Genomic DNA, 25,736 nt, shown 5'->3' with positions numbered 1-25,736 from the left:
GGCGACACGACGGACCTACAGGGGAGCACGACGACATGGGCACACAGGTTGCCGCGAGCACGCACAGGATCACGAAGGTGTACGGCCGGGGAGAGGCGAGCGTGACCGCCCTCGACGGCATCGACCTCGACATCGGCGCCCGCCAGTTCACGGCCATCATGGGGCCCTCCGGCTCCGGCAAGTCCACGCTGATGCACTGCCTCGCCGGGCTCGACTCGGTGACCGACGGCCAGGCGATGATCGGTGACACCGACATCACCCGGCTGCGGGAGAAGGACCTCACGAGGCTGCGGCGCGACCGCATCGGCTTCGTCTTCCAGGCCTTCAACCTCATCCCGACGCTCACCGCCGAGGAGAACATCCTCCTGCCGCTCGCCATCGCGGGCCGCAAGGCCGACCCCCAGTGGTTCGACCTCGTCATCGACACCGTCGGGCTGCGCGACCGCCTCGGCCACCGGCCCGGTGAGCTCTCCGGCGGCCAGCAGCAGCGCGTCGCCTGCGCCCGCGCGCTGGTGTCCAAGCCGGAGATCATCTTCGCCGACGAGCCCACCGGCAACCTCGACTCGACCTCGGGCGCGGAGGTGCTCGGGTTCCTGCGGCGCAGCGTCGACGAGTTCGACCAGACGATCGTCATGGTCACCCACGACCCGGTCGCCGCCAGCCACACCGACCGGGTGCTCTTCCTCGCCGACGGCAAGATCGTCGACGAGCTGTGGGAGCCCGAGCGCGAGACCGTCCTCGAGCGCATGGTCGCGCTCACGGCTGCGGGGGCCCGCTGATGCTGCGCGCGACCTTCACGAGCCTGCTGGCGCGCAAGGCGCGCCTGCTGATGAGCGCGACGGCGATCATCCTCGGCACGGCCTTCGTCGCCGGGTCGCTGATCTTCACCGACACCCTCGGCCGCACCTTCGACGGGATCCTCGACGGCACCGTCGGCGATGTCGTCGTCCAGGCCGAGCAGACCGACGAGTACGGCGGGTCGGGGGGCGGCGCGATCACCGCGGCCAGGGTCGCGAAGCTCGCCGACCTGCCCGGCGCGGACCGTGCCGACGGCAGCGTCGATGCCTTCGGGGTCTTCGTCGTCGGGGACAACGGCAAGGTCGTCGGCGGGCAGGGCGCCCCCGCCCTCGCCTTCAACTACAACGATGCCCCCAACCAGCTCGGCGTGCAGCCGATCTCGCTGGTGGAGGGGCGCGCACCCGAGCGGACGGGCGAGGTCGTCGTCGACACCAAGACCCTGGAGCGGGCCGGGTACGCGGTCGGGGACACGGTCCCCTTCGTCACCACCGGCGCGACCCCGCGCCTGGAGGCCGAGGTCGTCGGCTCGATGACCTTCGGCGAAGGGGGCATGGCCGGCGCCTCGATCTCCGTCTTCGACACCGCGACCATGCAAGAGCTGTTCATGGACGGCAAGGACGAGTACTCGTCCGTGTGGGTCACCGCCGAGGACGGGGTCAGCCAGCAGGAGCTGCTCGACCAGGTGCAGCCGCTCGTGCCCGAGGGCTACAAGGGCTGGACGGGGCGGGCGCTGGCCGACGAGTCGGCCAACGACGTCGAGCAGGCGCTGGGCTTCATCACGACCTTCCTGCTCGTCTTCGCCGGGATCGCGCTCTTCGTCGGGTCCTTCCTCATCGTCAACACCTTCAGCATCCTGGTGGCCCAGCGGGGTCGGGAGCTCGCCCTCCTGCGCGCGATCGGTGCCAGCCGGCGGCAGGTCGTGCGCTCCGTGCTCGTCGAGGCCCTCGTCGTGGGAGTCATCGGCTCGACCGTCGGGCTGCTGCTCGGCGTGCTCCTCGCGGTGGGCATCCGGGCGCTCTTCGCCGTCTTCGGTCTCGACCTGTCGGGGAGCGGGTTGGTCTTCGCGCCACGCACGATCATCGCGACCTTCGCCGTCGGCATCATCGTGACGATGCTGGCCGCATGGATCCCGGCCCACAGGGCCGGGTCGGTGCCGCCGGTGGCGGCGATGCGGGAGTCGATGGACACCAACACGGTGCGCCGCCCGGTCCGGCGCGTGCTCGAGGTCGGCGTGCTCGCGCTCGGCGTCGCGGCCTTCCTCATCGGGCTCTTCGTCGCCGACACCCGGGAGATCTGGTGGATCGGCGGGGGCATCTTCGGGATGGTCCTCGGCGTCGCCTTCCTCGCGGCGCTCGTCGGGCGACCGGTCATCTCGGGGCTCGGCATGGTCTTCCGCAGGGCCTTCGGCAGCGTCGGCCACATGGCCGAGCAGAACGCCGTGCGCAACCCCGGTCGTACCGCGGCCACGGCGTCCGCGCTGATGATCGGCATGACCCTCGTCGCCCTGATGGGCGTGGTCGCCTCGAGCACCACCGCGAGCATCGACCGGCAGATCAAGGACTCCTTCCGCGCGGACTTCGTGCTGAGCAATGCGGTCGGGCAGCCCTTCTCGGCGACCGTCGCCGACCAGGTCGCGCAGGTCGACGGGGTGCGTGAGGTCTCCCCGGTGCGCTTCGTCAGCGCCGACGTCGACGGCGGCCAGATCTACGCGGTCGCGATCGAGCCGAAGAGCTTCGCCCAGGTGGAGCCGATCGAGACGACGCAGGGGAGCGCCGACCTCACCCGGGAGACGATCCTGCTCTCGACGGATCATGAGGGTGGCCGCTCGGTCGGTGACACGGTGACGGTGAAGATCGGCACCCAGACCCGGGAGCTGCAGGTGGCCGGCTTCTACGACGAGATCCCGGCACTGCAGAACCCCGAGGTCCTGCTCTCGACCGAGACCGTGGAGGGCATGGGGTCGCGGGGCACCGACAACTCGGCCTTCATCCTCCTGGACGAGGGCGCCGACAAGACGAGGGTCGAGGAGGCGATCAACGGCGTCATCGCCGAGCAGCCGCTCGTCACGCTCAAGGACCAGGAGGGTTACGCCGACGAACAGCGGGGCCTGATCAACCGGCTCCTCTTCCTCATCTACGCCCTGCTGGGCCTGGCGATCGTCATCGCCGTCCTCGGTATCGTCAACACGCTCGGCCTGTCGGTCATGGAGCGCACGCGCGAGATCGGCCTGCTGCGGGCGGTGGGTCTCTCCCGGGCGCAGCTGCGCCGGATGATCCGCCTGGAGTCGGTGACGATCGCGCTCCTGGGAGCACTGCTCGGCATCGGGCTCGGGGTCGTCTCGGGGGTCGCGATCCAGCGGGCGCTCGTCGACGACGGCATCACCGAGCTCGCGATCCCGTGGGTCTCGCTCATCGGCTTCGTCGTCGCGGCCGGCGTCGTCGGGGTGCTGGCGGCGCTGCTGCCGGCCCGCCGGGCGGCCCGGATGGACGTGCTGCAGGCGATCTCCACGGAGTGACGAGGTGGGGGAGTGACCCGAGGTCGAAGGGGGGCGGTGACCGCGGCGGTCACCGCCCCCCTTCGCCGTGCGCCGGGCTCACCGACCGGGGCGCATCATCCCCTTGACCCCCGTCTCGGTCGTGGAGTACGACTCGCTCGCCTCACCGAGGGCGCGGCTGATCTCGTCGAGGCTCTCCTTGACGGTGCGCTGCGTGGCCCGCCAGTCGTTGATGAGGTCCTGGAAGGACGTGGAGGCGTCACCCTGCCACTCGTCCTGGAGCGAGATGAGGCGGCTCATCATGCTCGCGACGGTCGTCTCGACGTCCTCGCTGATGCGGGCGACGTCGGTGGAGCTGCTCGCGACCTGCTCGGTGTTGACGGTGAACGTGGCCATGCTGGTCCCCTTCGCTGGTGGCCGGGCCCGAGTGGCCCGGTCCTCCTCAGACGGTAGGAGGGATCGGGCTCGGGACCGGCGGGTTATCCACAGCCGGCTGCTCGCGACGGGTCCGCTCGAGGGCCTGCGCGTAGCCGACGCCCATCCCGAGGAGCAGCAGCCCCGCGACGATGAAGCTCAGCACCCGCGGGATGCCGCTCAGGAAGGACAGGTCGAAGAAGAGCAGCTTGCCGACCGCCAGCGCGGCGAGGGCCAGCCCGGCGGGCACCGCGACGGCGGAGCCGCGCAGGCCCCGCAGCAGCAGGGTCGCGGCGATCGCCATCCAGAGCACGGTGGCACCGGTCTGGCCGGCCGTGAACCCGCCGCGGGCATCGTCCACGGCGCTGCCGAGGAGGGCCCCACCGAGGACGACGGCGGCCCCGGCGCTCAGCACCGCGATCGCGACGAGCGCGCGGGGCAGCGCCGGCTCGAGTGCCGGCGCGCGGCCGGTCAGGGCCCGGGCGAGCACGAGGTGGAGCGCGACGAGGCCGATCGCCGAGGCCAGCTGGGCGCCGCCGATGAAGCCGGCCTCGCCCCGCAGGACGACGAAGGGGAGCAGGCTCAGGCCGGCGATCGTGGCGAGGGCCGCGAGGCAGGACGCGACGACGAGCGTCGCGACGTGCCGGGAGACCAGAGCGGTCACGGCCCAGACGAGGGCGGTGCCGACGATCGCGAGGACGGCCCACTCGCCGCTCGTCACGGGCCGCAGCGCCGTGAGGAGCGAGGTGACGCCGGCGGTCGCGAGGGCGATCTCCTGCAGGCGCAGGTGGATCGGTGTGCCGGGGGTCTGGTCGGCCAGCACGGCGACGAGCACGAGCAGGCAGGTGGCGACGACGAGCAGGCCGGCGCCGACCCACCGGTCGTCGGCGGCGAGGCCGGCGAAGACGGCGGGCGCGATGCCGACGGGCAGCAGGACGCCGAGCTGGTCGGGCAGCCGCGCGGTGCGGGCCCCGGCGAGGGTGCTGCCGACGACGAGCAGGGCCAGGAGCACCGCCAGCAGGGCCGCGAGGCCGGCCCGCTCCGCGGCCACGGCGAGCACCGAGAGGAAGAGCGCGGTCGGGACGATGCGCGCCGCCTCGAGCACGTGCCAGCGGCGGCCGATGTGCGCCGGCCAGGTGGCCGCGGTGAGCACGAGGAGGAAGGCGCCGGTCAGCAGGCCGTGGTCGATGCCGACGAAAGGTGCCATGAGGGCCACGCCGAGCACGGCGATCGTCGCGAGCAGCTGGCTGTCCCACGCCCGGGCCAGGAGGACGCCGCCGAGCGCGATCAGGCCGGCGAGCACCATGCCGACGGCGAGCGGTACCCACGCGTAGACGTAGGTGACCGCGAGGACGTCGAGGTAGGCCGTCGCGATGCCGGTGGAGGCGAGACCGAGCGCACCGACGGTCCCGGCCGGGCGACGGCGCACGAGCACCGCGGCCCCGACGAGCGCGCCCGCGAGGAGCGCGCCGCTGACGACGCGGGCGACCGGGCCGAAGTACCCCATCTGGATGGCCAGGGCGAGCAGGAAGGCGACGCCGATGAGGGTGATGGCGGCACCGACGACGGCGAGCAGCTTGGCGACGAGCCCGTCGCGCTGCCACCACGGGATCGTAGGCGGCAGCGGGACGGCGGGTGCGGGGGGAGCAGCGGCTGCGGCGGGAGCATGGGACGCCGGCGGCGGCGTCACGAGCCCCGGCACGGGGGCGGTCTGCGCGGGCAGGTCGTGCGGGGTGGCCGACGCGGCCGGGAGCTCGTCACCGACCTCGACGACCGGGACGGAGGGGGCCGCCGTGGGGGCCCGGTGCTCGGGCGTGGCCTCGGTCGCGAGGTGGGCGCGGAGGCGGGCCAGCTCGTTGCCGACTCCGTACATGCGCGACATCGCGTCCGCGAAGTCGTCCTCGATCGCGCGCACCCTCTCGAGGACCGGGTCTCCTGACATGCTCATGCCCCCAGTGTGCCGTTGTCGGCACACCGGGGGCATGAGTTCGGCTACTCAGCGCCGCCTTCAGACGCCACACCCGAAGGCGGGGGTAGCACCCCTGTGGGAGCCAGAGGAAGTCGGTGCCGGTGTCGGGGGAGGAGACGATCGTGCACGCGTTGCTTCCCTCTCCTGTGCTCCTGCGACCATCCTGCGACACCCGGCTTGGACGCCGCTGGCATCGACCTGTGAGTCGCCTGAGCGAGGAGCGGTCCCTCAGGAGGTCGTGGTGGGCGCGGTGCCCAGGGTCGCCGTGATCGACAGCTCCTTGCCGTCGCGGATGACGGCGAGGTCGACGGTGGTGTCGATCTTGTGCGCATGGACGAGCCCGACGAGGGACTCGGCCGAGGAGACCGGCGCCTTGTCGACGGCGACGATGAGGTCGCCCTCGCGCAGGCCCGCCTCGGCGGCGGGGCTACCGCCGGAGACGGACTCGACCTTCGCGCCCGACCGGCTCGCGGCCCCCTGGGTCGCGGTGCCGTCGCTCGGGGTGACCCCGAGGAAGGCGTGCTGGGCCGAGCCGTCCTCGATGAGCTGCTGGGCGATCCAGCTCGCCTCGTCGACGGGGATGGCGAAGCCGATGCCGATGCTGCCGGACTGCCCGCCGGAGCCACCGAGGCTGGCGATGGAGGAGTTGATCCCGACGAGCCGGCCGGCAGCGTCGACGAGCGCCCCTCCGGAGTTGCCCGGGTTGACCGCGGCCGAGGTCTGGATCGCGGAGGTCACGACCGGCGCGCCCTGCGGCTGCCCGAAGGGCGACTGGCCCTGGCCCTCGCTCGAGCTCGTCGTCACGGGACGGTTGAGCGCGCTCACGATGCCCGTGGTCACGGTGCCGGAGAGACCGAGGGGGTTGCCGATCGCCATGACGGGGTCGCCGACCTGCAGCTGGTCGGACGAGCCGACGGTGATCGGCGTGAGGCCCTCGGGTGGGTCGGTGAGCGTCACCACGGCGAGGTCGGTGGAGGCGTCCTCACCCGCGATCGTCGCCTCGTAGGTCTTGCCGTCGGCGAGCGTCACCGTGATCTGGGGGTTGTCGCCGGCGCCGCTCACGACGTGGTGGTTGGTCAGCACGTGGCCCTTGGTGTCGATCACCACGCCGGAGCCTTCTCCGCCGGCCCCGTTGCCCTGCACCGTGATGGACACGACGCTCGGAGAGACGGCCGCCGTCACCGCGTTCCAGTCCGGGTTGGTCTTCGCGGCGCTGCTCACCGGGACGACGTCCGCCCCGCTCGAGGCCGTGTCGGACGCGGTCGCGACCGTGGCCGGGCCGGTGTCGGCGAGGCTGATGGCCCCCCACGTGCCACCGGTGGCGAGTGCCGCGGACAGGAGGCCGACAGCGGCCAGCTCACCGAACCGGCGCCCCCCGTGCCGCGGCAGGCGGGGCGGAGGGGGTGCGGCGAGTGCCGTCGTGTACGGGGTGGTCGGCGTGGGGCCGTCCTGTCGCGGCTGGTGCGGCGGCAGCGGCGCGGTGGGCTGGCTCATCAGGTCTCCTTGTCCGAAGCGGTGCCCTCACTCTCGCGCGCGGACTTCGGACGACCCTTGGCCCCACCTGTGGGGTTCCTGTGCGACCGTTCGTCTGCATTGCCCTAGGGCAATGCGGCCTTGCGCGACCGTTCGTCTGCATTGCCCTAGGGGAATGCGGGGTCGAAGGGGGTCAGACGCGGGCGGGGCGGACCGGAGCGCCGGCCGGCAGCTCGACGCGGAAGGTCGCGCCGCCGCCGGGGGTCTCCAGGACCGTCACCGAGCCGTGGTGCTGGGAGACGATCGCGGCCACGATCGCCAGCCCGAGGCCGCTGCCGCCCCGGGCGCGCGAGCGCGCCTTGTCGACGCGGAAGAAGCGCTCGAAGACGCGCTCTGCGACGCGCGGGTCGATGCCGGCCCCGTGGTCGCGCACCTCGATGACGGCACGGTCGCCGACCTGACCCGTGCGCACCTCGACGAGGACGTGGTCGGCGGTGTGCATGAGCGCGTTGCCGATGAGGTTGCTGAGCACCTGGCGCAGCCGGCCGTCGTCACCACGCAGCATCACCGGGGTGAGCTCGCCGTCGAGGCCGACGAGCTGGATGCGGCGGTGCGGCGCGCGGGCACGGGCGTCGTGCACGGTCTCGGCGCACAGGACGACGAGATCGACCTCGGCGAGCTCGAGCGGTCGCTGGTCGTCGAGGCGGGCGAGGAGCAGCAGGTCGTCGACGAGGCCGGTCATGCGCGAGGCCTCGCCCTCGATGCGCTCCAGGGCCTGGCTCGTCTGGGCAGGCCCCTGGACGGCGCCCTGCCGGTAGAGCTCGGCGTACCCGCGCACGGTGGCGAGCGGGGTGCGCAGCTCGTGGCTGGCGTCGGCGACGAACTGGCGCATCTTGGTCTCGGAGGCCTCCTGCACGGCGAAGCTGCGCTCGATCTGGCCGAGCATCGAGTTGAGCGACTCGCTGAGGCTGGCCACCTCGTCGTGGCTGTGCCGCACGGGTACCCGTCGGGCCAGGTCGCCCGCGGCGATCGCGGCGGCGGTGTCCTCGATGCGACGAAGGGGGCGGAAGGCCCGGCGCGTCGCGAACCAGCCGAGCAGCCCGCAGGTGACGAGGGCCGCGAGGCCGACGACCGCGGTGACGACGGCGAAGCGCTGGATGACCTCGTTGACCCCGGTCATCGGCATGCCGACGGCGAAGGTCGAGCCGTCGGTGTAGGGGCCGGCGATGAAGCGCCAGCGGGTCCGGCCGTCGGCCGAGGTGACGGTGAAGGGCTGGCGGGTCCGCACCCGAGGGTCGTCCAGGGCGAGCGACGGTACATCGGGCTGGGTCGTCTCACCGGTCGGCAGGCGGTACTGCCACGGGGAGCCGTCGGCGGGCTGGCGGACGAAGAAGAAGTTGGTCGGCCCCGAGCGCATGTCGCGCCGGTAGAAGCTCGTGTCCTCCTCGCCCTGGGTCAGGAGACCGGAGGTGTCCTCGGCGACCGGCTCGGCGACGGCCCGGAGCTGGTCGTCGACATTGGCCTTGAGGTCTCGCTGCAGGAGGTAGGCGGTCGTGAGGGAGGTCGCCAGGAGGCCGGTCATCAGCAGGGTCAGCAGGATGACGATGAGCCGCCACGTGAGCGGCATCGCCTCGAGCTTGCGCACCAGGGGCGCGGTGACCCGCTCCACGCTCACTCCGGCGGAAGTCGCAGCACGTAGCCGAAGCCGCGCTTGGTGTGGATGAGCGGTGGCAGGCCGTCGGTGTCGATCTTGCGCCGCAGGTAGGAGATGTAGGACTCGACGATCCCCATCTCGCCGCGGAAGTCGTAGTCCCAGACGTGGTCGAGGATCTGCGCCTTGGACAGCACCCGGTTGGGGTTGAGCATCAGGTAGCGCAGCAGCTTGAACTCGGTCGGCGAGACGTCGATCGACCGGCCCGCGCGGCGCACCTCGTGGCCCTCGTCGTCGAGCTCGAGGTCGGCGAAGCGCAGCACCGACTCGGCGCTCGGCACATCCTGGGTCCGCCGCAGGATGACGCGGATGCGGGCGATGACCTCCTCGAGCGAGAAGGGCTTGGTCACGTAGTCGTCGCCCCCGACCGTGAGGCCCTTGAGCTTGTCGTCGAGGGAGTCGCGGGCGGTGAGGAAGAGGATCGGCTGACGGCGCTCGGCGGCCCGCAGCTTGGCGGCGACCTCGAAGCCGTCGATGTCGGGCAGCATGACGTCGAGGACGATGAGGTCGGGCTCGAGGCGGTGCACGGCGTCGAGCGCGGCCTGCCCGTCGCCGGCGACCTGGACCTCGAAGCCCGCGAAGCGCAGCGACGTGGCGAGGAGCTCGCGGATGTTGGGCTCGTCCTCGACCACGAGGAGGCAGGGGCTCTCGTCCGGGGAGATGGCTGAGGTGCTCACCGGATCGAGTGTGCGCCCGGTGTCTGGGCGTTGGCTGGGAGATCTCTGGGGCGAGGTGTCCTCGGCAGGTCACGGACTCACAACGAAGGGGGTCCGCGCGGGCTCTAGCGCCCCCCTTCGCCCCTCGATTTGGTCGGGTGGAGGGACTCGGCGGACCGGGAGCGCCCTGGGGAAGACCCTCCGAGGGGGAGGTAGTCGTGCGTCACTCTCGCACCCTGGCCGGATCCGCCGCATTCATGCTCGCCCTGGTCCTCGCGGCCTGCGGGAGCTCAGACTCCGACAGCGAGGGGTCGGGGGACAAGCTCGCCCAGCTCAAGGAGAAGGGCAGCGTCACCGTCGCCTTCGCCGGCGAGGAGCCCTACTCCTACGAGAAGGACGGCGAGCTCACCGGCGCCACGATCGCGCTGCACAAGAAGATCTTCAAGGAGATGGGGATCAACGAGGTCAAGGGCGTCAAGACCGAGTGGGGCTCGCTCATCCCCGGCCTGAACGCCGGACGCTTCGACGTCATCTCCGCGGGCATGTCGATCCTGCCGGATCGGTGCAAGCAGGCCTCCTTCGGTGACCCGGAGATCCTCTACACGACCGCGCTCATGGTCCCCGAGGGCAACCCCAAGAACCTCAAGGACCTCGACGACGTCAAGGAGTCGGGCGCCAAGCTCGTCACGATGTCCGGCGCGATCGAGTCCGACTACGCCAAGTCCCTGGGGATCAAGGCGACCGAGGTCGGCAGCCCGCAGGACGGCATGGACGCGGTGACCCGCGGCCGCGGTGACGTCTTCGCGCTGACGGGGATCTCCCTTCGCGCGATGGCGGAGAAGAGCCCGGACGCCAAGGTCGAGGTGACCGAGCCCTTCGTCGCTGTCGTCGACGGCAAGGAGCAGGTCGGCGCCGGCGCGACCGTCTTCCGCAAGGAGGACGAGACGCTGCGCGACGCCTACAACAAGGAGCTCGCCAAGATCACCAAGGACAAGGCGTCCTACGAGGAGGTCATCGGCGAGTTCGGCTTCACCGACGCCGAGCGCCCCAAGGGTGACCTGACCACCGAGCAGCTCTGCGCGGGCGAGCTGCCCGACGCGAAGTGACCGAGAACCTCGACGCGCTGCGGGATGCCCTGCCGCGGTTGGGCGAGGGCGTGCTCGTCACGCTCCAGCTCACCCTCGGCGGGGCGCTCGTCGCCTTCCTCGTCTCCGTCCTGCTCGGGCTGCTGTCGATCAGCCGGGTCGCGCCCGTGCGGTGGCTCTCCACGGTCGTCGTCGAGTTCTTCCGCGGGACCTCCCTCGTCGTGCAGCTCTTCTGGCTGTACTACGTCATGCCGCTCTTCGGCGTGAGCTGGGACGCGGTCCTCACCGGCGTCATCGCCCTCGGGCTCAACTACGGTGCCTACGGCGCCGAGATCGTGCGCGGCTCGATCAACGCGGTCGACAAGGGCCAGTGGGAGGGCGCCACCGCCCTCAACATGTCGCCGCTGACGCGGATGCGGCGGATCATCTGGCCGCAGGCCTGGGCGCTCATGCTCTCCGGGTACAACAACCTGCTGATCATGCTCGTCAAGGGCACGGCGGTCGCGCTCTTCATCGGGCTGCAGGACCTCACCTACGAGGTCGAGGAGCTGCGCAGCAGCACGGGGGCGACGATCTTCGCCTACAGCGTCGGCCTGCTCGCCTACTACCTCATCGCGCTCGTGCTCTCGCAGGGCCTGAGGCAGCTCGAGAAGCGCGCGCGCCGCCGGCTCGGCATGCCCGTCCGGGGCACGCACGCGACAGCGGGGGTGAGCATCTGATGATGCCCGCGATCACCTTCGAGGAGTTCTGGAGCTGGGAGGCCGCCGCCGAGCTGCTGCCGGAGCTGCTCTCCGTCTTCGTCAAGGTCACCCTGCTCGTCACCGTGCTGGGCACGGCCATCGCCGCCTCGCTCGGGCTGCTGCTCGCCGTGATCACCGAGGTCCTGCCGCGGGCGCTGTCGGCGCTGCTGCGCTGGGTCATGGACGTCATCCGGATGACCCCCCTCATCGTCCAGCTGCTCTTCGCGAGCTTCCTCGTGCCGGTCAGCTGGGACCTCATGTGGGTGGGCACCGCGGTCATCGGCGTGCACTACGCGACGTACATGGCCGAGTCGTACATCGCCGGCATCGCCTCGGTCGACCGCGGCCAGTGGGAGGCGGCGCGTGCGCTCAGCCTGCCCCAGGGCCGCACCTGGCGGGCCGTCGTCCTGCCGCAGGCGCTACGGGCGACGTTGCCGGCCCTCGGGAACTGGGCGATCTCGATGTTCAAGGACACGCCCTTCCTCTTCGCGATCACCGTGCTCGAGATGGTCACCGTGGCCCAGCAGTACGGCAACAACACCTTCCGCTACAACGAGGCCTTCACCATCGCCGGCCTCATCTTCCTCGCGGCGAGCCTCGTCACGGCCGTCGCCGTCCGCAGACTGGAGCGTGCACTTGTCTACTGACACGACGACCGCGGGGGCCTCCCCTTCGTCCCCGACGCCACCGGTCATCCGCTTCGAGGACGTCGACAAGTCCTTCGGGGACACCACGGTCCTCTCCGGGCTCAGCTTCGACGTCGCCCAGGGTGAACGCGTCACGCTCATCGGGCCGAGCGGGTCGGGCAAGACGACGATCCTGCGGCTCGTCATGACGCTCGAGGAGCTCACCGGCGGCTACATCTGGATCGACGGCCGACCGCTCACCCACGACAAGCGGGACGGCAAGCGGATCCGGTTGCGGGAGAAGGAGGTCGCCGCGACCCGCAAGAAGATCGGCATGGTCTTCCAGCACTTCAACCTCTTCCCCAACATGTCGGTCATCGACAACGTGACCGAGGCGCCCGTGCACGTGCTCGGGCGCAGCAAGGACGAGGCGCGTGAGCGCGGGCTCGCCCTGCTCGACCAGGTGGGGCTGAAGGACCGCGCCGAGGAGCACCCGAGCCGCCTCTCCGGTGGTCAGAAGCAGCGCGTCGCGATCGCCCGCGCGCTCGCGATGGACCCCAAGATCCTGCTGCTCGACGAGGTCACGTCCGCGCTCGACCCCGAGCTCGTGGGTGACGTGCTGCAGGTGCTGCGCGATGTCGCCGACTCGACCGACATCTCGATGCTCATCGTCACGCACGAGATGAAGTTCGCCCGCGACGTCTCGCACAAGGTGATGATGTTCGACCGGGGCCAGGTGCTCGAGCAGGGGACCCCGGACCAGATCCTCGGCAACCCCTCGCACGAACGGACCCGGAAGTTCCTCGACTCGATCCTCTGACCCCGGGGAGGTCCGAGCGGCCTAGAGATCGTCGGCGTCGAGGATCCGGTAGGCGTACCCCTGCTCGGCGAGGAAACGCTGCCGGTGGGAGGCGAACTCCGCGTCGACGGTGTCGCGGGTGACGACGGTGTAGAAGTGCGCCGTGCGGCCGTCCCCCTTCGGCCGCAGGACCCGACCGAGGCGCTGGGCCTCCTCCTGGCGGGAGCCGAAGGTCCCGCTCACCTGGATCGCGACGCTCGCCTCGGGCAGGTCGACGGAGAAGTTGGCCACCTTGGACACGACGAGCAGGCTCGACCTCCCTTCGCGGAAGTCGGCGAAGAGCTCCTGACGCTGCTTCACGGGGGTCTCCCCGGTGATGAGGTCGGCGTCGAGCTGCTCGGCGAGCTCGTGGAGCTGGTCGAGGTACTGGCCGATGACGAGCGTGGGCTCGCCCCGGTGCTGGTCGACGATCGTGCGGACGATCCCGAGCTTGACCGGTGAGCAGGACGCGAGCCGGTAGCGGTCGTCGGGCTCGGCGATCGCGTACGTCATCCGCTCGGCGTCGGAGAGGGTCACGCGCACCTCGACGCAGTCGGCCGGGGCGATGTAGCCCTGCGCCTCGATGTCCTTCCACGGCGCGTCGAACCGCTTGGGCCCGATGAGCGAGAAGACGTCGGCCTCGCGGCCGTCCTCGCGCACCAGGGTCGCGGTGAGGCCCAGGCGCCGGCGGGCCTGCAGGTCGGCGGTCATGCGGAAGATCGGCGCGGGCAGCAGGTGCACCTCGTCGTAGACGACGAGGCCCCAGTCGCGCGCGTCGAGCAGGTCGAGGTGCGGGTAGACGCCCTTCCTCTTGAGCGTGAGGACCTGGTACGTCGCGATGGTCACCGGGCGGATCTCCTTGCGCGCACCGGAGTACTCGCCGATCTCGTCCTCGGTGAGCGTGGTCCGCTCGAGGAGCTCGTCCTTCCACTGCCGCGCGCTCACCGTGTTGGTCACGAGGATGAGCGTCGTCGCCTTGGCGGCGGCCATCGCGCCGGCGCCGACGAGCGTCTTGCCGGCCCCGCACGGGAGCACGACGACGCCCGACCCACCGTCCCAGAACCCGTCGACGGCCTGCTGCTGGTAGGGCCGCAGCTCCCACCCGTCCTGCGTCAGGTCGATCGGGTGGGCCTCGCCGTCGACGTACCCGGCACGGTCCTCGGCGGGCCAGCCGACCTTGAGCAGCTCCTGCTTGAGGGTGCCGCGCTCGGAGGGGTGGACGACGACCTCGTCGGGGGAGAGCAGCTCGCCGAGGAGGGGCTTGATCTTCTTGTGCCGCATGACCTCGGTGAGCACGGCGCGGTCGGTGGCGCGCAGCACGAGCTGTTCCCCGTCCTTCTCCAGCACGAGCCGGCCGTAGCGGTCCATCGTCTCGGCGATGTCGACGAGCAGGGCCTGCGGGACGGGGTAGCGCGAGTGGGTGACGAGGGCGTCGACGACCTGCTCGGCGTCGTGGCCGGCGGCCCGGGCGTTCCACAGGCCGAGCGGGGTGATCCGGTAGGTGTGGATGTGCTCCGGGGCGCGCTCGAGCTCGGCGAAGGGGGCGATGGCCCGCCGCGCGTCCGCCGAGCGCTCGTGGTCGACCTCGAGCAGCAGCGTCTTGTCGCTCTGGACGATGAGCGCGCCGTCGAGGCTCACGTCGAGCTCCCGGCCGCGACGACGACGACGAAGAACCCGACGACCGCCAGGACCGTCAGCAGCATGAGCGCGCCGAAGGTGATCCAGCCGATGTTGGTCAGACGCCGCGCGCCCTCGGGGTCGGTGGCGTTCTTCGTCAGGCCGAGGATGCCGAGGATGAGCGCCGGGATGCCGGCGACGCAGCAGTACCCGGACGCCATGGCCATGCCGGAGAAGACGACGAGGACGATCGCCGAGACGTTGACCGGGGCCGGCGGGGGCAGATGACCGTAGGGCGGCGGCGCGAACGGGCCCGGCCCCATCGGGGCGGGCGGCATCGGGGCCGGCGGCCGGGCGCCGGGCTCGTACGCCGGCGGTCGAGCGGGCTCGTCGTCGCGCACGTACGGGTCGGACACGTAGGGGTCCGTGCCCCGCGGGTCGGGCCGCTGCGACGGGTACGGGTCCTGGCTCATCTGTGGTGTCCTCCCTGACCCGTGGTGTCCCGGGCCCGGCACCACGGTACGTGATGGGAGCATGGTCCTCATGAGTCGTGCACTGCCGCAGACCGAGCCGATGACGGGCCTGCCCGAGCGGGTGACGATCTACGAGGTCGGGGCCCGTGACGGGTTGCAGAACGAGAAGGCGAGCGTCCCCACCGAGGTCAAGGCCGAGTTCGTCCGCCGCCTCGTCGCCGCCGGCCTCGAGACGGTCGAGACCACCTCCTTCGTCTCCCCCCGCTGGGTGCCGCAGCTCGCCGATGCGACCGAGCTGCTGGACCAGCTCGGTGAGGCCGGGCGGGGCCCCCTTCGTCCCGTGCTCGTGCCCAACGAGCGAGGTCTTGACCGCGCGCTCGAGGCCGGGGTCGGTGCCGTGGCGATCTTCGGGAGCGCGACGGAGACCTTCGCGCAGAAGAACCTCGGGCGCTCGCGCGCGGAGTCGGTCGAGATGTTCGCGCCGGTCGTGCAGCGGGCGCAGGACGCCGGGCTCTGGGTCCGCGCGTACGTCTCGATGTGCTTCGGGGACCCGTGGGAGGGCCCGGTGCCGGTGGCGCAGGTCGCCGACGCCTGCGCCGAGCTCATGGACCTCGGTTGTGACCAGCTCTCGGTCGGCGACACCATCGGCACCGGCACCGCCGGGCACGTCGAGGCGCTGCTCGCGGAGCTCGACCGGCGCGGCATCGGGACGGACCGGGTCGGCGTGCACTTCCACGACACCTACGGCCAGGCGCTCGCCAACACGCTGACCGCGCTGCGCGCCGGCGTCACCGTCGTCGACGCGTCCACGGGCGGTCTCGGCGGCTGCCCCTACGCGAAGTCGGCGACCGGCAACCTCGCGACCGAGGACCTCGTGTGGATGCTCGACGGGGCCGGTGTCGAGACGGGCGTCGACCTCGACGCCCTCGTGTCGACGAGCGTGTGGATGGCCGAGCAGCTCGGCAGGCCCTCGCCGTCGCGGGTGGTCAAGGCCCTGACGGGCGCCTGACGAAGGGGGATCCTCACCCCGGGGCGACGACCCCGGTGATCCGGTGCAGGGAGAACATCTGCAGCGTCGAGTCGACCTCGCCGATCACCCTGCCGCCCTCGACGGCGGTGGGGCGGAAGAGCATCCGCCTGGTCGCGCCGGTCGCGTCGGCGATGCCGAGCCAGACGGCTGCCCGGTCGGCGACGGCCTCGCGCAGGAGCGCCGAGCTGCTCGCCGGGTCGAGCGCAGGGATCGTCGGCGCGCCGTCGTCGTCGACGCGGCGCTGGTGCTCGGCGCGGACCTCCCCCTCGCGCAGCCGGCGCACGACGTCGGGCGAGGGCTCGGGGGCGACCTCGACGACCGGGCGCTCGCGCCGCGGCGTGATCCGCTGGCCGGGCGGCCGGACCGAGACGACGCCGCCCACGCCCTCGAGGGCGGGTGAGGCGCCGACCTCACGCAGCGCCTCGAGCAGCACCGTCGGCCCCACGGGCGAGACGAGGACGGTCGGGGCGAGCTGGCGCAGCTGCAGGTGGGTGAGGTCGCGGTGGGTCAGCAGGGTCTCGAGGTGGGTCGGGTCGTCGCTGCGCAGGTAGCTGCCCGCGGTGCCGACCCGCAGCTGCCCGTGGCGCCGGGCCACGTCGCGCACGAGGTAGTCGAGCGGCTGCGGGACCGGGGTCGCGCTGAACCGCGCGAGCGTCTCGAGCAGGTCGTCGGCGGTCAACCCGGCGTCGAAGGCCGCGCGCAGCGAGGTCTCGGTGAACCGGTGGACGCCCGCGCCCCCGCGCGACTCGAGCACCGCGCTGCGCCGCAGGAGCGTGGCGAGCTCGGGGACGGGGGTGCCCGGGACGATCGCGGTGAGGTCGGCCTGGAGGAGGAGCCGGTCGACGGGCTCGGGCACGAGGGCGGCGAGTGCCCGGGTCGCGGCGGCCTCGTCGGTACCCAGGAGCCGGCCGAAGGAGCCGAGCGCGCCGCGGCCGGTGATCCCGAGGGCCTCGCACTCCCTCACGAGCCCGGCGACGACCTCGTCGGCCAGGTGCGGCATGCGCCGCGGCCGGCGGTGGCGCAGCAGCGCGACCAGCTCGGTCGGGGTGGGCGCGGTCCCGGGCGGCAGTGCGGCGAGGATCTCGAGCAGGTCGTGGCGCAGGGCGCGGACAGGCGGCCAGACCATCCCCTCGGAGAGGGCGTTGACGCGGCCCCCGTCGTCGGGCGCGGGCACGACGCCGGCGCGCAGGGAGTGCAGCCACGGCCCGGCGAGGGAGGTCCAGCGCTCGGCGGGGGTGTGCGAGCGCCAGTCCTCGACGGCGGTCGTGAGCCGCCACGTCGGCTCCGCCGCCTGGTCGTCGCAGATGAGGTGGGCGCCGAGCGCGAGGTCGAGCAGGAAGGTCGCGCTCGGCTCGTCGACGTCGACCTTGCCGGCGAGGGAGCGCAGGTCGCGCACCGCGAGACCCCCGCTGCGCAGCACCCGGGGGCGGGCGGCCTCGATGTGGTCGAGCAGCTCGTCGACGAGGGCGAGCGCCTCGGTCGCAGAGGCCGCGGCGGCGAGGTCCACGTCGCCGGCGTCGGCCGTGCGCGCGGCGATCTCGGGTCCGGTCAGCGGGGTCTGGAGGAGGCGTCCGCCGCGCACGTGCAGGGCGACCTCGCGCGGCACGACGACGTGGTCGGCGTCGGCCGGGGCGACGAGCCCGGCGTCGACCAGGTCGGCCACGGCGAGGCCGGTGCGCCCCTCGGGGTCGCTCGGCCGGGCCGCGGTGGGTCCGTGCTGGGCGATGCGCTCGAGGACGCGTCGCGGCTCCGGGCGAAGGGAGCAGACCGCCTCCTCGAGGTCGTCCGGCAGGGCGTGGCCCAGGTCCTGCGACGTCGGGCCGAGCCCCGCGGGGTGCGGGCCGAGGACGTCGGTGACGGTCCGGGCGAGGACCGGTCCGTCCGGAGAACGCCAGAGGAGGGCGGCGACGGTGAGGTCCTCGAGGAGGGGGGCGGCGCCCCCTTCGTCCGTGCCCAGGAGGGGGGCGACGACCGCCGGGTCGGTGCTGCCGGTGAGGGCGCAGGCCTGGAGCGCGGTGAGGTGCGGCAGGTCGAGGTGGTCGACGGCGCGGGCGGTGCTGGCACGGGTGCTCGCCCGGGCGGCCAGTGCCGTCAGGTCGGCCGGCTGCGGCCGGGCCAGGTCCGGGCGCAGCTCCAGCAGGGCCACGAGCTCCTCGTCGGAGCGGTGGCGGATGTCCTCGGCGAGGGAGCGCACCGACACAACGGTAGTTCAGCCGACGGACGACCCGGTCGGCGAGGCCGTCCGGGCCACGCCGTTGACCTCGGGGCTGATGAGCCGTTCGAGCCGCAGCATGACCCAGCCGGTGAGCACGAGGCCGGCGACGATGGTCCCGATGAAGGCGCCGCCGAGGTCGCGGTCGAGCAGGAAGCCCGCGGCGAGCGGGCCGAGCACGCCGCCGGTCATGAAGGCCGTCGACTGCGCCGCGTTGACCCGACCCCGCAGGTGGTCGGGTGCCATGTCGTTGGTGATCGCCGGCAGGGTCGGCTGGAGGAGGGTCTCGCCGAGGCCGAAGAGCGCGCCGAAGAGGACGACGAGGACGGCGGCCGCGAGCGTGCCCGGCAGCAGCCCGCTCAGGCCCATCGCGCCCCACGCGCCGAGCCAGATGACGAGCATGATGAGGCCGACGCGGGTGCGGCGGTGGCCCTCGATGCGGTGCAGCACCCAGAACTGCAGGAGCACGATGACGGCCGTGTTGGCGGCGAAGAGGACGCCGATCGTCTCGGTGCCGACCTGCGAGACGGTGCGCGCGAAGGCCGGGATGCCCGCCTCGAGCTGCCCGTAGCCGACGAAGCTCGAGACGACCGCGAGCAGGAGCACCCAGCGCATGCCCGGCAGCCGCAGGACCGTGGCGTAGCTGGGCCGCGGGCCGTCGTCGTCGGGCGCCTCGGCCCGCGCGTGCACGTGGCGCAGGGGGCCGAGCAGCCAGGCTCCCGGGATGAGGACGAGCACCGCGTCGACCAGGAAGATCGCCTCGAAGGTCACCGGCCGCGTGACGTCGACGAAGGCCCCGGCGACGAGACCGCCGACGCCGATGCCGAGGTTGAGCAGCGCGAAGTTGACGCCGAAGTACCGCTGCCGCAGCGGTCCCCGCACGAGCGCGGAGATGAAGGTGTTGGCGGCGGACCAGCCGATGCTCGCCGACAGCCCCATGAGGGCCGCGCCCAGGACGGCGACGGGGACGGTGACGGCGAAGGCCATCGCGATCGCCCCGAGGCTCTGGCAGACGCCCGCGACGATGAGCATCCACCTCGCGCCGAGGCGGTCGGTGAGGCTGCCCATGGGCGCGGCCGCCAGCGCCGCGACGAGGGCGAGCAGCGCCATGATCGAACCCGCCGTGTCGAGGGCGACATGGCGCACCTCGTGCAGGTAGATGACCGTGAAGGGCAGCGTCATGCCCCGCCCGAGGTGCTGGAGGGCGACCGTGGAGAGGAGGAACCTCCCTTCGCGCGGCAGCGCCCGCCAGAAGCCGGGAAGGCCGTTGCCGATCTCGGAGGTGGGGACGTCCTTGGGCAGCGCGGTCACGAGGGGACATCCTGCCCCCGGCCACCGACAGCCGACCACCGGATTTCGGCTCCCACGCGTTAGCCTTGCGGTTGGCGCACATCCGTGCGCCCATCCAGACGCAGGACGAGCAAGAGGTGCACGGTGCCCACTGGCAAGGTCAAGTGGTACGACGCGGAGAAGGGCTTCGGCTTCATCTTCGGGGACGACGGCGAGGACATCTTCCTGCACGCCAACGCCCTGCCCGAGGGTCTGACGACCCTCAAGGGCGGCACCCGTGTCGACTACGGCATCGTCGAGGGCCGCCGCGGCGCCCAGGCGCTGTCCGTCAAGGTCCTCGACGCCCCGCCGAGCGTCAGCTCCAACATCCGCCAGCGCGACCGCAAGCCGGCCGAGGACATGGCCGCGATCGTCGAGGACGTCATCAAGCTCCTCGACGACGTGGGCAACGCCCTGCGCCGCGGCCGATACCCCGACAGGGGCCACGGCGCCAAGGTCGCCCAGGTCCTGCGTCGCATCGCCGACGACCTGGAGGGCTGACATGACCGAGAGTGCCACGCAGCCCCGTACCCGGGCCAAGGCTCGGCCCAAGGCCGACGCCGTCCTGGCTGCGGCCGTCGAGCCCGCGCGCCGCGAGCTGCTCGAGGCGACGAAGGGGGAGGGCGTCGGCGAGCACGTCGGCTTCACCCTTGACGCCGAGCGCCTCGGCACCCACTGGTTCGCCGCGACCCTGCCCGGCTACGGCGGCTGGGCCTGGGCCGTCACCGTCACCCGCGCGCCGCGCTCCAAGAGCGCGACGGTCTGCGAGTCCCAGCTGCTCCCGGGCGACGACGCCGTCCTCTCGCCCGAGTGGCTGCCCTGGGCCGAGCGCCTCGCGCCCGGTGACGTCGGCCCCGGCGACGTCACCCCCAGGATCGACGACGACCCCAACCTCGTGGCCGGCTTCGAGGCGACCGGCGAGGAGGACGTCGACGCCGTCGCGCTGTGGGAGCTCGGGCTCGGCCGTCCCCGCGTGCTCTCCGCCGAGGGCCGGGACACCGCCGCCCAGCGCTGGTACGACGGCGCGCACGGCCCGACGGCCGAGGTGGCGGTCAAGGCCCCCGCGGCGTGCGAGAGCTGCGGCTACTTCCTCCCGATGGCCGGCGAGCTGCGCCGCGTCTTCGGCGTCTGCGCCAACGAGTGGAGCCCGAGCGACGGCGGCGTCGTGAGCCGCGACCACGGCTGCGGTGCGCACTCCGAGATCGACATGGGCGCCCCCGAGCCGGAAAAGGTCGGGACCCCCATCCTCGACGACGAGGTCCTCGAGACCCTCTGAGGCGCCATACGATGGCGCCCATGACCACCCCTGCTGCGCCTCCGGTGGAGGCCTCCGCGATCGAGCGGTACTTCAAGATCCACGAACGAGGTTCGACGGTCGCGCAGGAGGTCCGCGGCGGGTTCGCGACCTTCTTCACGATGGCCTACATCGTCGTCCTCAACCCGCTGATCATCGGCACCCAGGCCGACTCGACGGGTGGCTTCCTCGGCGGGGGTGACGCACCCAACCTCCCGATGGTCGCGGCCGCCACGGCGCTCGTCGCCGGCGTGATGACGCTCCTCATGGGCGTCGTCGCCAACTACCCGCTGGCGCTCGCGGCGGGTCTGGGGCTCAACGCCTTCGTCGCCTTCGGCATCGCCAAGCTGCCGGAGATGACGTGGGCCGACGCGATGGGCCTGGTCGTCCTCGAGGGTCTGATCATCCTGCTGCTCGTCCTCACCGGGTTCCGCAAGGCGGTGCTGCACGCCGTGCCGCCGCAGCTGAAGACCGCGATCTCGGTCGGCATCGGCCTCTTCATCACCATCGTCGGTCTCGTCGACGCCGGCTTCGTGCGCAAGGCCGCCGGCGGTCCCCTCGGTGAGCTGGGCGTCGGCGGCTTCCTCGCCGGCTGGCCGCTGCTCGTCTTCGTCATCGGCCTCTTCATCATCGTCACGCTCCACGTGCGCGGGGTGAAGGGCGCGATCCTCTACGGCATCCTCGGCACGACGGTCCTCGCGATCGTCGTCGAGGCGGTCTTCGACATCGGCTCGCAGACCAACAGCAAGGGCGAGCTGGTCAACCCGACCGGGTGGGGCCTCAACGTCCCGACCATCCCGGGCTCGCTCGTCGCGGCGCCCGACTTCGGCCTGCTCGGTGACTTCAGCCTGCTCGGGTCCTTCGAGAAGATCGGCATCGTCTCGGCGATGCTGCTCGTCTTCACGATCCTGCTCGCGGACTTCTTCGACACGATGGGCACGATGGTCGCCGTCGGTGCCGAGGGCCACCTGCTCGACGAGGAGGGCAACCCGCCCAACTCGCAGCGCATCCTCATCGTCGACTCCCTCGCCGCCGCCGCCGGTGGTGCCGCGTCGGTCAGCTCCAACACGAGCTACATCGAGTCCGCCTCCGGCGTGGGCGAGGGGGCGCGCACGGGCCTGGCCTCGGTCGTGACCGGCGTGCTCTTCCTGCTCGCGACCTTCCTGTCGCCGCTCGTCTCGGTCGTCCCGTACGAGGCCGCCACCCCGGCGCTCGTGCTCGTCGGCTTCCTGATGATGCAGCAGGTCAAGGAGATCGACTGGGACGACCTGGAGATCGCGATCCCGGCCTTCCTCACGATCATCCTCATGCCGTTCACCTACTCGATCACCGCGGGCATCGGCGCCGGGTTCGTCACCTACGTCTTCATCAAGGCCGTCCGTGGCCGGGCCGCGGCGATCCACCCGCTCATGTGGCTCGTGGCCGCGCTCTTCGTCCTCTACTTCGCGATCGACCCGATCAAGGGGATGCTCGGGGTCGGCTGACCTCCCCCCTTCGTCCTCCGCGGGGTCCGACCCGCACCTGAACCCGCATTCCCCTAGGGCAATGCGGGTTCAGGTGCGCATTGCCCTAGGGGAATGCAGACGTCGTCGAGGTAGTTAGCACGGGTAATGAGTTGTGCTAACTTGTTGCGAGACGAAGGGAGACCCGTGACCCAGACGACCACGAGGGCGAAGGGAGTGGGCTCGCTCAGCGAGGACCTGCGCCTGGCATGCATGCGCATCAGCCGCCGGATCCGCTTCGAGAGCACCGACGAGGTCGCGCCGCACCACTTCTCCGTGCTGGCCCGGCTCGAGGGCGGCCCGCTCACCCCTCGCGCGCTCGCGGACGTCGAGAAGGTCTCCGCCCCGAGCATGACGCGCACCGTCGGCTGCCTCGTCGACGACGGCCTCGTCGAGCGCCATGACGACCCCCAGGACGGGCGCCGGGTGCTCATCGAGCTCACCGCCGAGGGCCGCGAGACCCTCGCCCGCACCCGTCGGCGCCGGGACCGCTGGATGTCCGAGCGGGTGGCCGAGCTGACCCGCGAGGAGCGACAGGCCCTCGAGGTCGCCGCCGAGATCCTCGGCAGGATCGCGGCCCGTTGAGCCCGACCTTCGCCTCCCTCTCGATCCGCAACTACCGCATCTACGCGACGGGCGGGCTCGTCTCCAACGTCGGCACGTGGATGGGTCGCGTCGCCCAGGACTGGGTCGTGCTCACCGAGCTGACCGACCACTCCGCGAGCGCGCTCGGCATCGTCACGGGACTGCAGTTCCTGCCGATGCTGCTCCTCGCTCCGTGGACCGGCGCGGTCGCCGACCGCTACCCCAAGCGCGTCCTGCTGCTGCTGACGCAGACCCTCCTCGGCCTGAGCGCGCTCGTCGGCGGTGTGCTCGTCGTGACCGGCAGCGCGCAGCTGTGGCACTTCTACGGCCTGGCGCTGCTCACGGGCGTCGCGACCGCCTTCGACAACCCGGCCCGACAGACCTTCGTCGCCGAGATGGTCCCGCGGGAGCGGCTGGCCAATGCCGTGGCGCTCAACTCCGCGTCCTTCAACCTCGGCCGGCTCATCGGCCCGGCCGTCGCCGGCCTCGTCATCGCCTGGGTCGGCTCGGGGGAGGCGCTGCTCGCCAACAGCCTGACCTTCGTCTCCGTGATCATCGCGCTGCTGCTCATGCGGGCGAGCGAGCTGACGCCGGCACCGCGCGCGACCGGGCGCGGCTCGGCGCTCGAGGGCCTGCGTTACGTGCGCGGGCGGCCCGACATCGTCCTCGTCATGGTGCTGATCTTCATGCTCGGCACCTTCGGCATGAACTTCCAGATCACCATCGCGCTCATGGCGACCAAGGTCTTCGACCGCGGGGCGCAGGACTACGGCCTGCTCGGCTCGATCATGGCGGTCGGCTCGCTGAGCGCCGCGCTCATGGCCGCCCGCCGCAGCGAGCCGCGGTTGCGGGTGCTGCTCACCTCGATGGTCGGCTTCACCTTCGCCGCGACGGGCGCCGCGCTGGCGCCGACCTACGTGACCTTCGCGATCGCGCTGGCCGCCTGCGGCCTGACCGCGCTCACGGCGATGACGACGGCCAACGCGATGGTCCAGATGCGCACCGACCCGGTGATGCGCGGTCGGGTCATGGCCCTCTACATGGCCATCTTCTTCGGCGGCACGCCCCTCGGCGCCCCGATCATCGGCTGGGTCGGGGACGTCCTCGGGCCGCGGTGGACGATCGGCATCGGGGCGATCGCGATGGCCATCACCCTGGTCGGTGTGTCGATCTGGCTGGCTCGGCACGAGAATGTGGAGGTGACGTACTCCAGCCAACGCCGCCCGAGGGTCCGGGTCTCCTCCGCACCCACCCACGACATCCCGCAGGCCGCCCAGTGACCCCCCGCTTCCGCCGCACGATGACCTGGCTCGTCCTCGGGTCGCTCGTCCTCGTCGCGGTGCTCTCCGCCTTCCTCTAGCCCCACGGGCGGCGAAGGGGGCGCGGCCGCGCCCCCTTCGTCCGGTCGAGGTGACACGGGACGAAGGGTGACCGACCGGATAGCCGGTCGGTATTACCTCGACCCGGCGGGGTGGGGGAGCAGGGGGAGGCAGCGCGGCGCCGGCTCGAAGGCCGGGTGCGGGTCGGCCCGGCGCACGAGGAGCAGCAGCTCGCCGATCTCGTGCTCCTCGTAGCCCACCGGTCGGCAGGACCGCCACAGGTCCAGGTCCGTCGCCGCGGAGCCGCGCGCGACGGCGGGGTCGACGAGCAGCGCCCGGGGTGCGAGGGAGCCGGGCATCCGCGTGGTCAGGTGGCGCTCGGGCAGCGCCGTCCTGACCGTCCACGGGTCCGCCCAGACGGTGAGGGTCGTGCCGGCAGGGACCTCGGCGCGCACGACGTCCGGAGCCAGCACGAGGCCGGAGGGCTGGGTCCGGGCCACGACCTCGACCTGCTCGACACCGAGCCGGACGGCAGGCAGCAGCGCCAGCGCAGCCACCACCGTCGCAGCGACGGCCCGTCTGCCCGAGCGCGAGCCCGAGCTCGGGGCCAGACCGGCGCCCGCGAGCGCCACGAGGAGCGGCCACCACACGTACTGGTAGTGCGGCAGCTGCACCGGGGAGAGGGAGAGCGCCAGGACCAGACCCAGCAGGGTCACGCCGACCGGGGTGGCCCGCAGCCCGTGCCGCACCCACCCGACGAGCAGCGCGACGACGAGACCTGCGGCGGCCGGCACCCCGAGCCGCTCCACGCTGAACCACAGCGAGGACCAGATCGGCGCGTGCTGGTGGGTCTCGCCGGCCACGACGACGGCGTGGCCGGCCTGGGCGTGCTCGAGCTGGAAGGTCACCGGCGTCGTCATCGCCGCGACGGCGTCGCCCTCCATCGGCACGAAGGGGAAGAGCCAGGCCAGCCCGGCGACGACCGCGGCCGCCACGGCGAAGGGGAGGACCCGCGCCGACCCGCGTGGCCGCCGGAGCGCGACCGCTGCCGGCACGAGCCCGAGCAGGGCGACCGCGCCGGTCATCTTGCAGGCCGCTGCGAGCCCGGTGAGGGCACCGCCGACGAGCAGCCAGCGGGTCTGCCGTCGGGCGACCGCGTGCAACCAGGCGAGCTGGGCGGCGGCCACGAAGAACCCCATGACGGCCTCGAGCGTCGCCGTCCGCCCCGGCGCGAAGGGCAGCGCCCACCACACCAGCGCCGTGACGACGCCGGCGACCGTGCTCCACCGCCCGGGCCGTCCGATCCGCCACACGAGCACGGCGATGACGATCCCGGTGAGCCACGTCGCGATCGCCGAGGGGAGGCGGGCGGCCACCAGCGTGTCACCGAGCGCCAGGTGCGCCAGGGCCATGAGCTCCTTGACGAGCGGCGGGTGCTGCGCGTTGACGAGCCAGTCGCCGTCGAGCAGCCCGAGTGCGGCCTCGTGGTAGTACAGCTCGTCGCCGCGCAGGTGCACCGCGTCGAGGCGCCACCCGACCGTGAAGGCCCCGAGCCCGCTCGCGGTGAGCAG

22 protein-coding genes are annotated in these 25,736 nt (G+C 72.3%); 12 read left to right on the top strand and 10 right to left on the bottom strand.

All coding sequences use genetic code 11. The features are described 5' to 3' along the window. Positions 1-35 precede the first annotated feature (35 nt). Both JT1_RS12015 and JT1_RS12010 read left to right on the top strand, forming a co-directional pair. Positions 36-779: an ABC transporter ATP-binding protein gene (locus JT1_RS12015; protein WP_068326717.1), complete on the top strand. Its 744-nt coding sequence runs from the start codon at positions 36-38 to the stop codon at positions 777-779. Beyond that, on the top strand, positions 779-3,313 hold the full coding sequence (locus JT1_RS12010) for an ABC transporter permease (RefSeq protein WP_068326714.1): 2,535 nt from the start codon (positions 779-781) through the stop codon (positions 3,311-3,313). The genes JT1_RS12015 and JT1_RS12010 overlap by 1 nt, the downstream gene beginning before the upstream one ends. 78 nt (positions 3,314-3,391) lie before the next feature. Here JT1_RS12010 and JT1_RS12005 read toward each other — a convergent pair whose 3' ends face one another. From JT1_RS12005 to JT1_RS11985, 5 genes are all read right to left on the bottom strand, one after another. Continuing rightward, positions 3,392-3,688: a WXG100 family type VII secretion target gene (locus tag JT1_RS12005; protein WP_068326711.1), complete on the bottom strand. Its 297-nt coding sequence runs from the start codon at positions 3,686-3,688 to the stop codon at positions 3,392-3,394. Positions 3,689-3,734: 46 nt separating this feature from the next. Then, on the bottom strand, positions 3,735-5,654 hold the full coding sequence (locus JT1_RS12000) for a DUF2339 domain-containing protein (RefSeq protein WP_169701976.1): 1,920 nt from the start codon (positions 5,652-5,654) through the stop codon (positions 3,735-3,737). A gap of 249 nt (positions 5,655-5,903) precedes the next feature. Then, positions 5,904-7,169, bottom strand: a complete 1,266-nt coding sequence (locus JT1_RS11995; RefSeq protein ID WP_245634797.1) for a S1C family serine protease — start codon at positions 7,167-7,169, stop codon at positions 5,904-5,906. 172 nt (positions 7,170-7,341) lie between these two features. Continuing rightward, positions 7,342-8,817 (bottom strand): sensor histidine kinase, encoded by a 1,476-nt coding sequence (locus tag JT1_RS11990; RefSeq protein WP_245634798.1) that lies wholly within the window; start codon positions 8,815-8,817, stop codon positions 7,342-7,344. A gap of 2 nt (positions 8,818-8,819) precedes the next feature. After that, complete coding sequence (locus JT1_RS11985; protein ID WP_068326705.1) at positions 8,820-9,536, bottom strand: response regulator transcription factor; 717 nt, start codon at positions 9,534-9,536, stop codon at positions 8,820-8,822. A gap of 197 nt (positions 9,537-9,733) precedes the next feature. On the opposite strand from JT1_RS11985, the gene ehuB reads away from it, so the two are divergent. From ehuB to ehuA, 4 genes are read left to right on the top strand one after another with little or no spacing between them, the layout of a single operon-like run. After that, positions 9,734-10,621: an ectoine/hydroxyectoine ABC transporter substrate-binding protein EhuB gene (gene ehuB / locus JT1_RS11980; RefSeq protein WP_218005599.1), complete on the top strand. Its 888-nt coding sequence runs from the start codon at positions 9,734-9,736 to the stop codon at positions 10,619-10,621. Then, entirely contained in the window at positions 10,618-11,319 is a 702-nt protein-coding gene (ehuC, locus tag JT1_RS11975; protein WP_068326699.1) for an ectoine/hydroxyectoine ABC transporter permease subunit EhuC, read from the top strand. The genes ehuB and ehuC overlap by 4 nt, the downstream gene beginning before the upstream one ends. Further along, positions 11,319-11,987, top strand: a complete 669-nt coding sequence (locus tag JT1_RS11970) for an amino acid ABC transporter permease (RefSeq protein ID WP_169701975.1) — start codon at positions 11,319-11,321, stop codon at positions 11,985-11,987. Before ehuC ends, JT1_RS11970 begins: the two co-directional genes overlap by 1 nt. Further along, positions 11,971-12,786 (top strand): ectoine/hydroxyectoine ABC transporter ATP-binding protein EhuA, encoded by an 816-nt coding sequence (gene ehuA, locus JT1_RS11965; RefSeq protein ID WP_303621116.1) that lies wholly within the window; start codon positions 11,971-11,973, stop codon positions 12,784-12,786. The genes JT1_RS11970 and ehuA overlap by 17 nt, the downstream gene beginning before the upstream one ends. 21 nt (positions 12,787-12,807) lie before the next feature. On the opposite strand, the gene JT1_RS11960 is transcribed toward ehuA, so the two are convergent. Beyond that, positions 12,808-14,442, bottom strand: coding sequence for a DNA repair helicase XPB (locus JT1_RS11960; protein WP_068326693.1), 1,635 nt, complete (start codon positions 14,440-14,442; stop codon positions 12,808-12,810). Further along, positions 14,439-14,894, bottom strand: coding sequence for a hypothetical protein (locus JT1_RS11955; RefSeq protein WP_068326690.1), 456 nt, complete (start codon positions 14,892-14,894; stop codon positions 14,439-14,441). Before JT1_RS11955 ends, JT1_RS11960 begins: the two co-directional genes overlap by 4 nt. Positions 14,895-14,964: 70 nt before the next feature. On the opposite strand from JT1_RS11955, the gene JT1_RS11950 reads away from it, so the two are divergent. After that, entirely contained in the window at positions 14,965-15,903 is a 939-nt protein-coding gene (locus tag JT1_RS11950; protein WP_068329140.1) for a hydroxymethylglutaryl-CoA lyase, read from the top strand. A gap of 13 nt (positions 15,904-15,916) precedes the next feature. Here JT1_RS11950 and JT1_RS11945 read toward each other — a convergent pair whose 3' ends face one another. Further along, positions 15,917-18,118, bottom strand: a complete 2,202-nt coding sequence (locus tag JT1_RS11945; RefSeq protein ID WP_169701974.1) for a helicase-associated domain-containing protein — start codon at positions 18,116-18,118, stop codon at positions 15,917-15,919. A 15-nt stretch (positions 18,119-18,133) separates the two neighbouring features. Continuing rightward, a complete protein-coding gene (locus JT1_RS11940) occupies positions 18,134-19,447 on the bottom strand; it encodes an MFS transporter (protein ID WP_068326685.1) in 1,314 nt (437 codons plus the stop codon). 123 nt (positions 19,448-19,570) lie between these two features. Here JT1_RS11940 and JT1_RS11935 point away from each other — a divergent pair, with 123 nt between their 5' ends. From JT1_RS11935 to JT1_RS11915, 5 genes are all read left to right on the top strand, one after another. Next, positions 19,571-19,966, top strand: coding sequence for a cold-shock protein (locus tag JT1_RS11935; RefSeq protein WP_068326682.1), 396 nt, complete (start codon positions 19,571-19,573; stop codon positions 19,964-19,966). 1 nt (position 19,967) lies between these two features. Then, positions 19,968-20,741: a DUF3027 domain-containing protein gene (locus JT1_RS11930; protein ID WP_068326679.1), complete on the top strand. Its 774-nt coding sequence runs from the start codon at positions 19,968-19,970 to the stop codon at positions 20,739-20,741. Positions 20,742-20,752: 11 nt separating this feature from the next. Beyond that, complete coding sequence (locus tag JT1_RS11925; protein ID WP_068326675.1) at positions 20,753-22,243, top strand: NCS2 family permease; 1,491 nt, start codon at positions 20,753-20,755, stop codon at positions 22,241-22,243. A 165-nt stretch (positions 22,244-22,408) separates the two neighbouring features. Next, the gene (locus JT1_RS11920) at positions 22,409-22,846 is read left to right on the top strand and encodes a MarR family winged helix-turn-helix transcriptional regulator (protein WP_255218319.1); all 438 of its coding nucleotides are present in this window, start codon (positions 22,409-22,411) and stop codon (positions 22,844-22,846) included. Continuing rightward, positions 22,843-24,126, top strand: a complete 1,284-nt coding sequence (locus JT1_RS11915; RefSeq protein ID WP_068326672.1) for an MFS transporter — start codon at positions 22,843-22,845, stop codon at positions 24,124-24,126. The genes JT1_RS11920 and JT1_RS11915 overlap by 4 nt, the downstream gene beginning before the upstream one ends. A gap of 173 nt (positions 24,127-24,299) precedes the next feature. On the opposite strand, the gene JT1_RS11910 is transcribed toward JT1_RS11915, so the two are convergent. Then, on the bottom strand, positions 24,300-25,682 hold the full coding sequence (locus tag JT1_RS11910; RefSeq protein ID WP_068326670.1) for an ArnT family glycosyltransferase: 1,383 nt from the start codon (positions 25,680-25,682) through the stop codon (positions 24,300-24,302). Positions 25,683-25,736 lie beyond the last annotated feature (54 nt).

The sequence above is a fragment of the Janibacter terrae NBRC 107853 genome (assembly GCF_001591405.1).
In the GTDB taxonomy this organism is placed as follows: Bacteria; Actinomycetota; Actinomycetes; order Actinomycetales; family Dermatophilaceae; genus Janibacter; species Janibacter terrae.
This window is presented reverse-complemented; position numbering and strand designations above follow the sequence as displayed.

Excerpts from the sequence above, each read along its gene's own strand:
- JT1_RS11970 (WP_169701975.1), top strand. The coding sequence starts at position 11,319 with ATGATGCCCGCGATCACCTTCGAGGAGTTCTGGAGCTGGGAGGCCGCC.
- JT1_RS12005 (WP_068326711.1), bottom strand. The coding sequence starts at position 3,688 with ATGGCCACGTTCACCGTCAACACCGAGCAGGTCGCGAGCAGCTCCACC.
- JT1_RS11930 (WP_068326679.1), top strand. The coding sequence starts at position 19,968 with ATGACCGAGAGTGCCACGCAGCCCCGTACCCGGGCCAAGGCTCGGCCC.
- JT1_RS11955 (WP_068326690.1), bottom strand. The coding sequence starts at position 14,894 with ATGAGCCAGGACCCGTACCCGTCGCAGCGGCCCGACCCGCGGGGCACG.
- JT1_RS12000 (WP_169701976.1), bottom strand. The coding sequence starts at position 5,654 with ATGAGCATGTCAGGAGACCCGGTCCTCGAGAGGGTGCGCGCGATCGAG.
- JT1_RS11950 (WP_068329140.1), top strand. The coding sequence starts at position 14,965 with ATGAGTCGTGCACTGCCGCAGACCGAGCCGATGACGGGCCTGCCCGAG.
- JT1_RS11995 (WP_245634797.1), bottom strand. The coding sequence starts at position 7,169 with ATGAGCCAGCCCACCGCGCCGCTGCCGCCGCACCAGCCGCGACAGGAC.
- JT1_RS11925 (WP_068326675.1), top strand. The coding sequence starts at position 20,753 with ATGGCGCCCATGACCACCCCTGCTGCGCCTCCGGTGGAGGCCTCCGCG.
- JT1_RS12010 (WP_068326714.1), top strand. The coding sequence starts at position 779 with ATGCTGCGCGCGACCTTCACGAGCCTGCTGGCGCGCAAGGCGCGCCTG.
- JT1_RS12015 (WP_068326717.1), top strand. The coding sequence starts at position 36 with ATGGGCACACAGGTTGCCGCGAGCACGCACAGGATCACGAAGGTGTAC.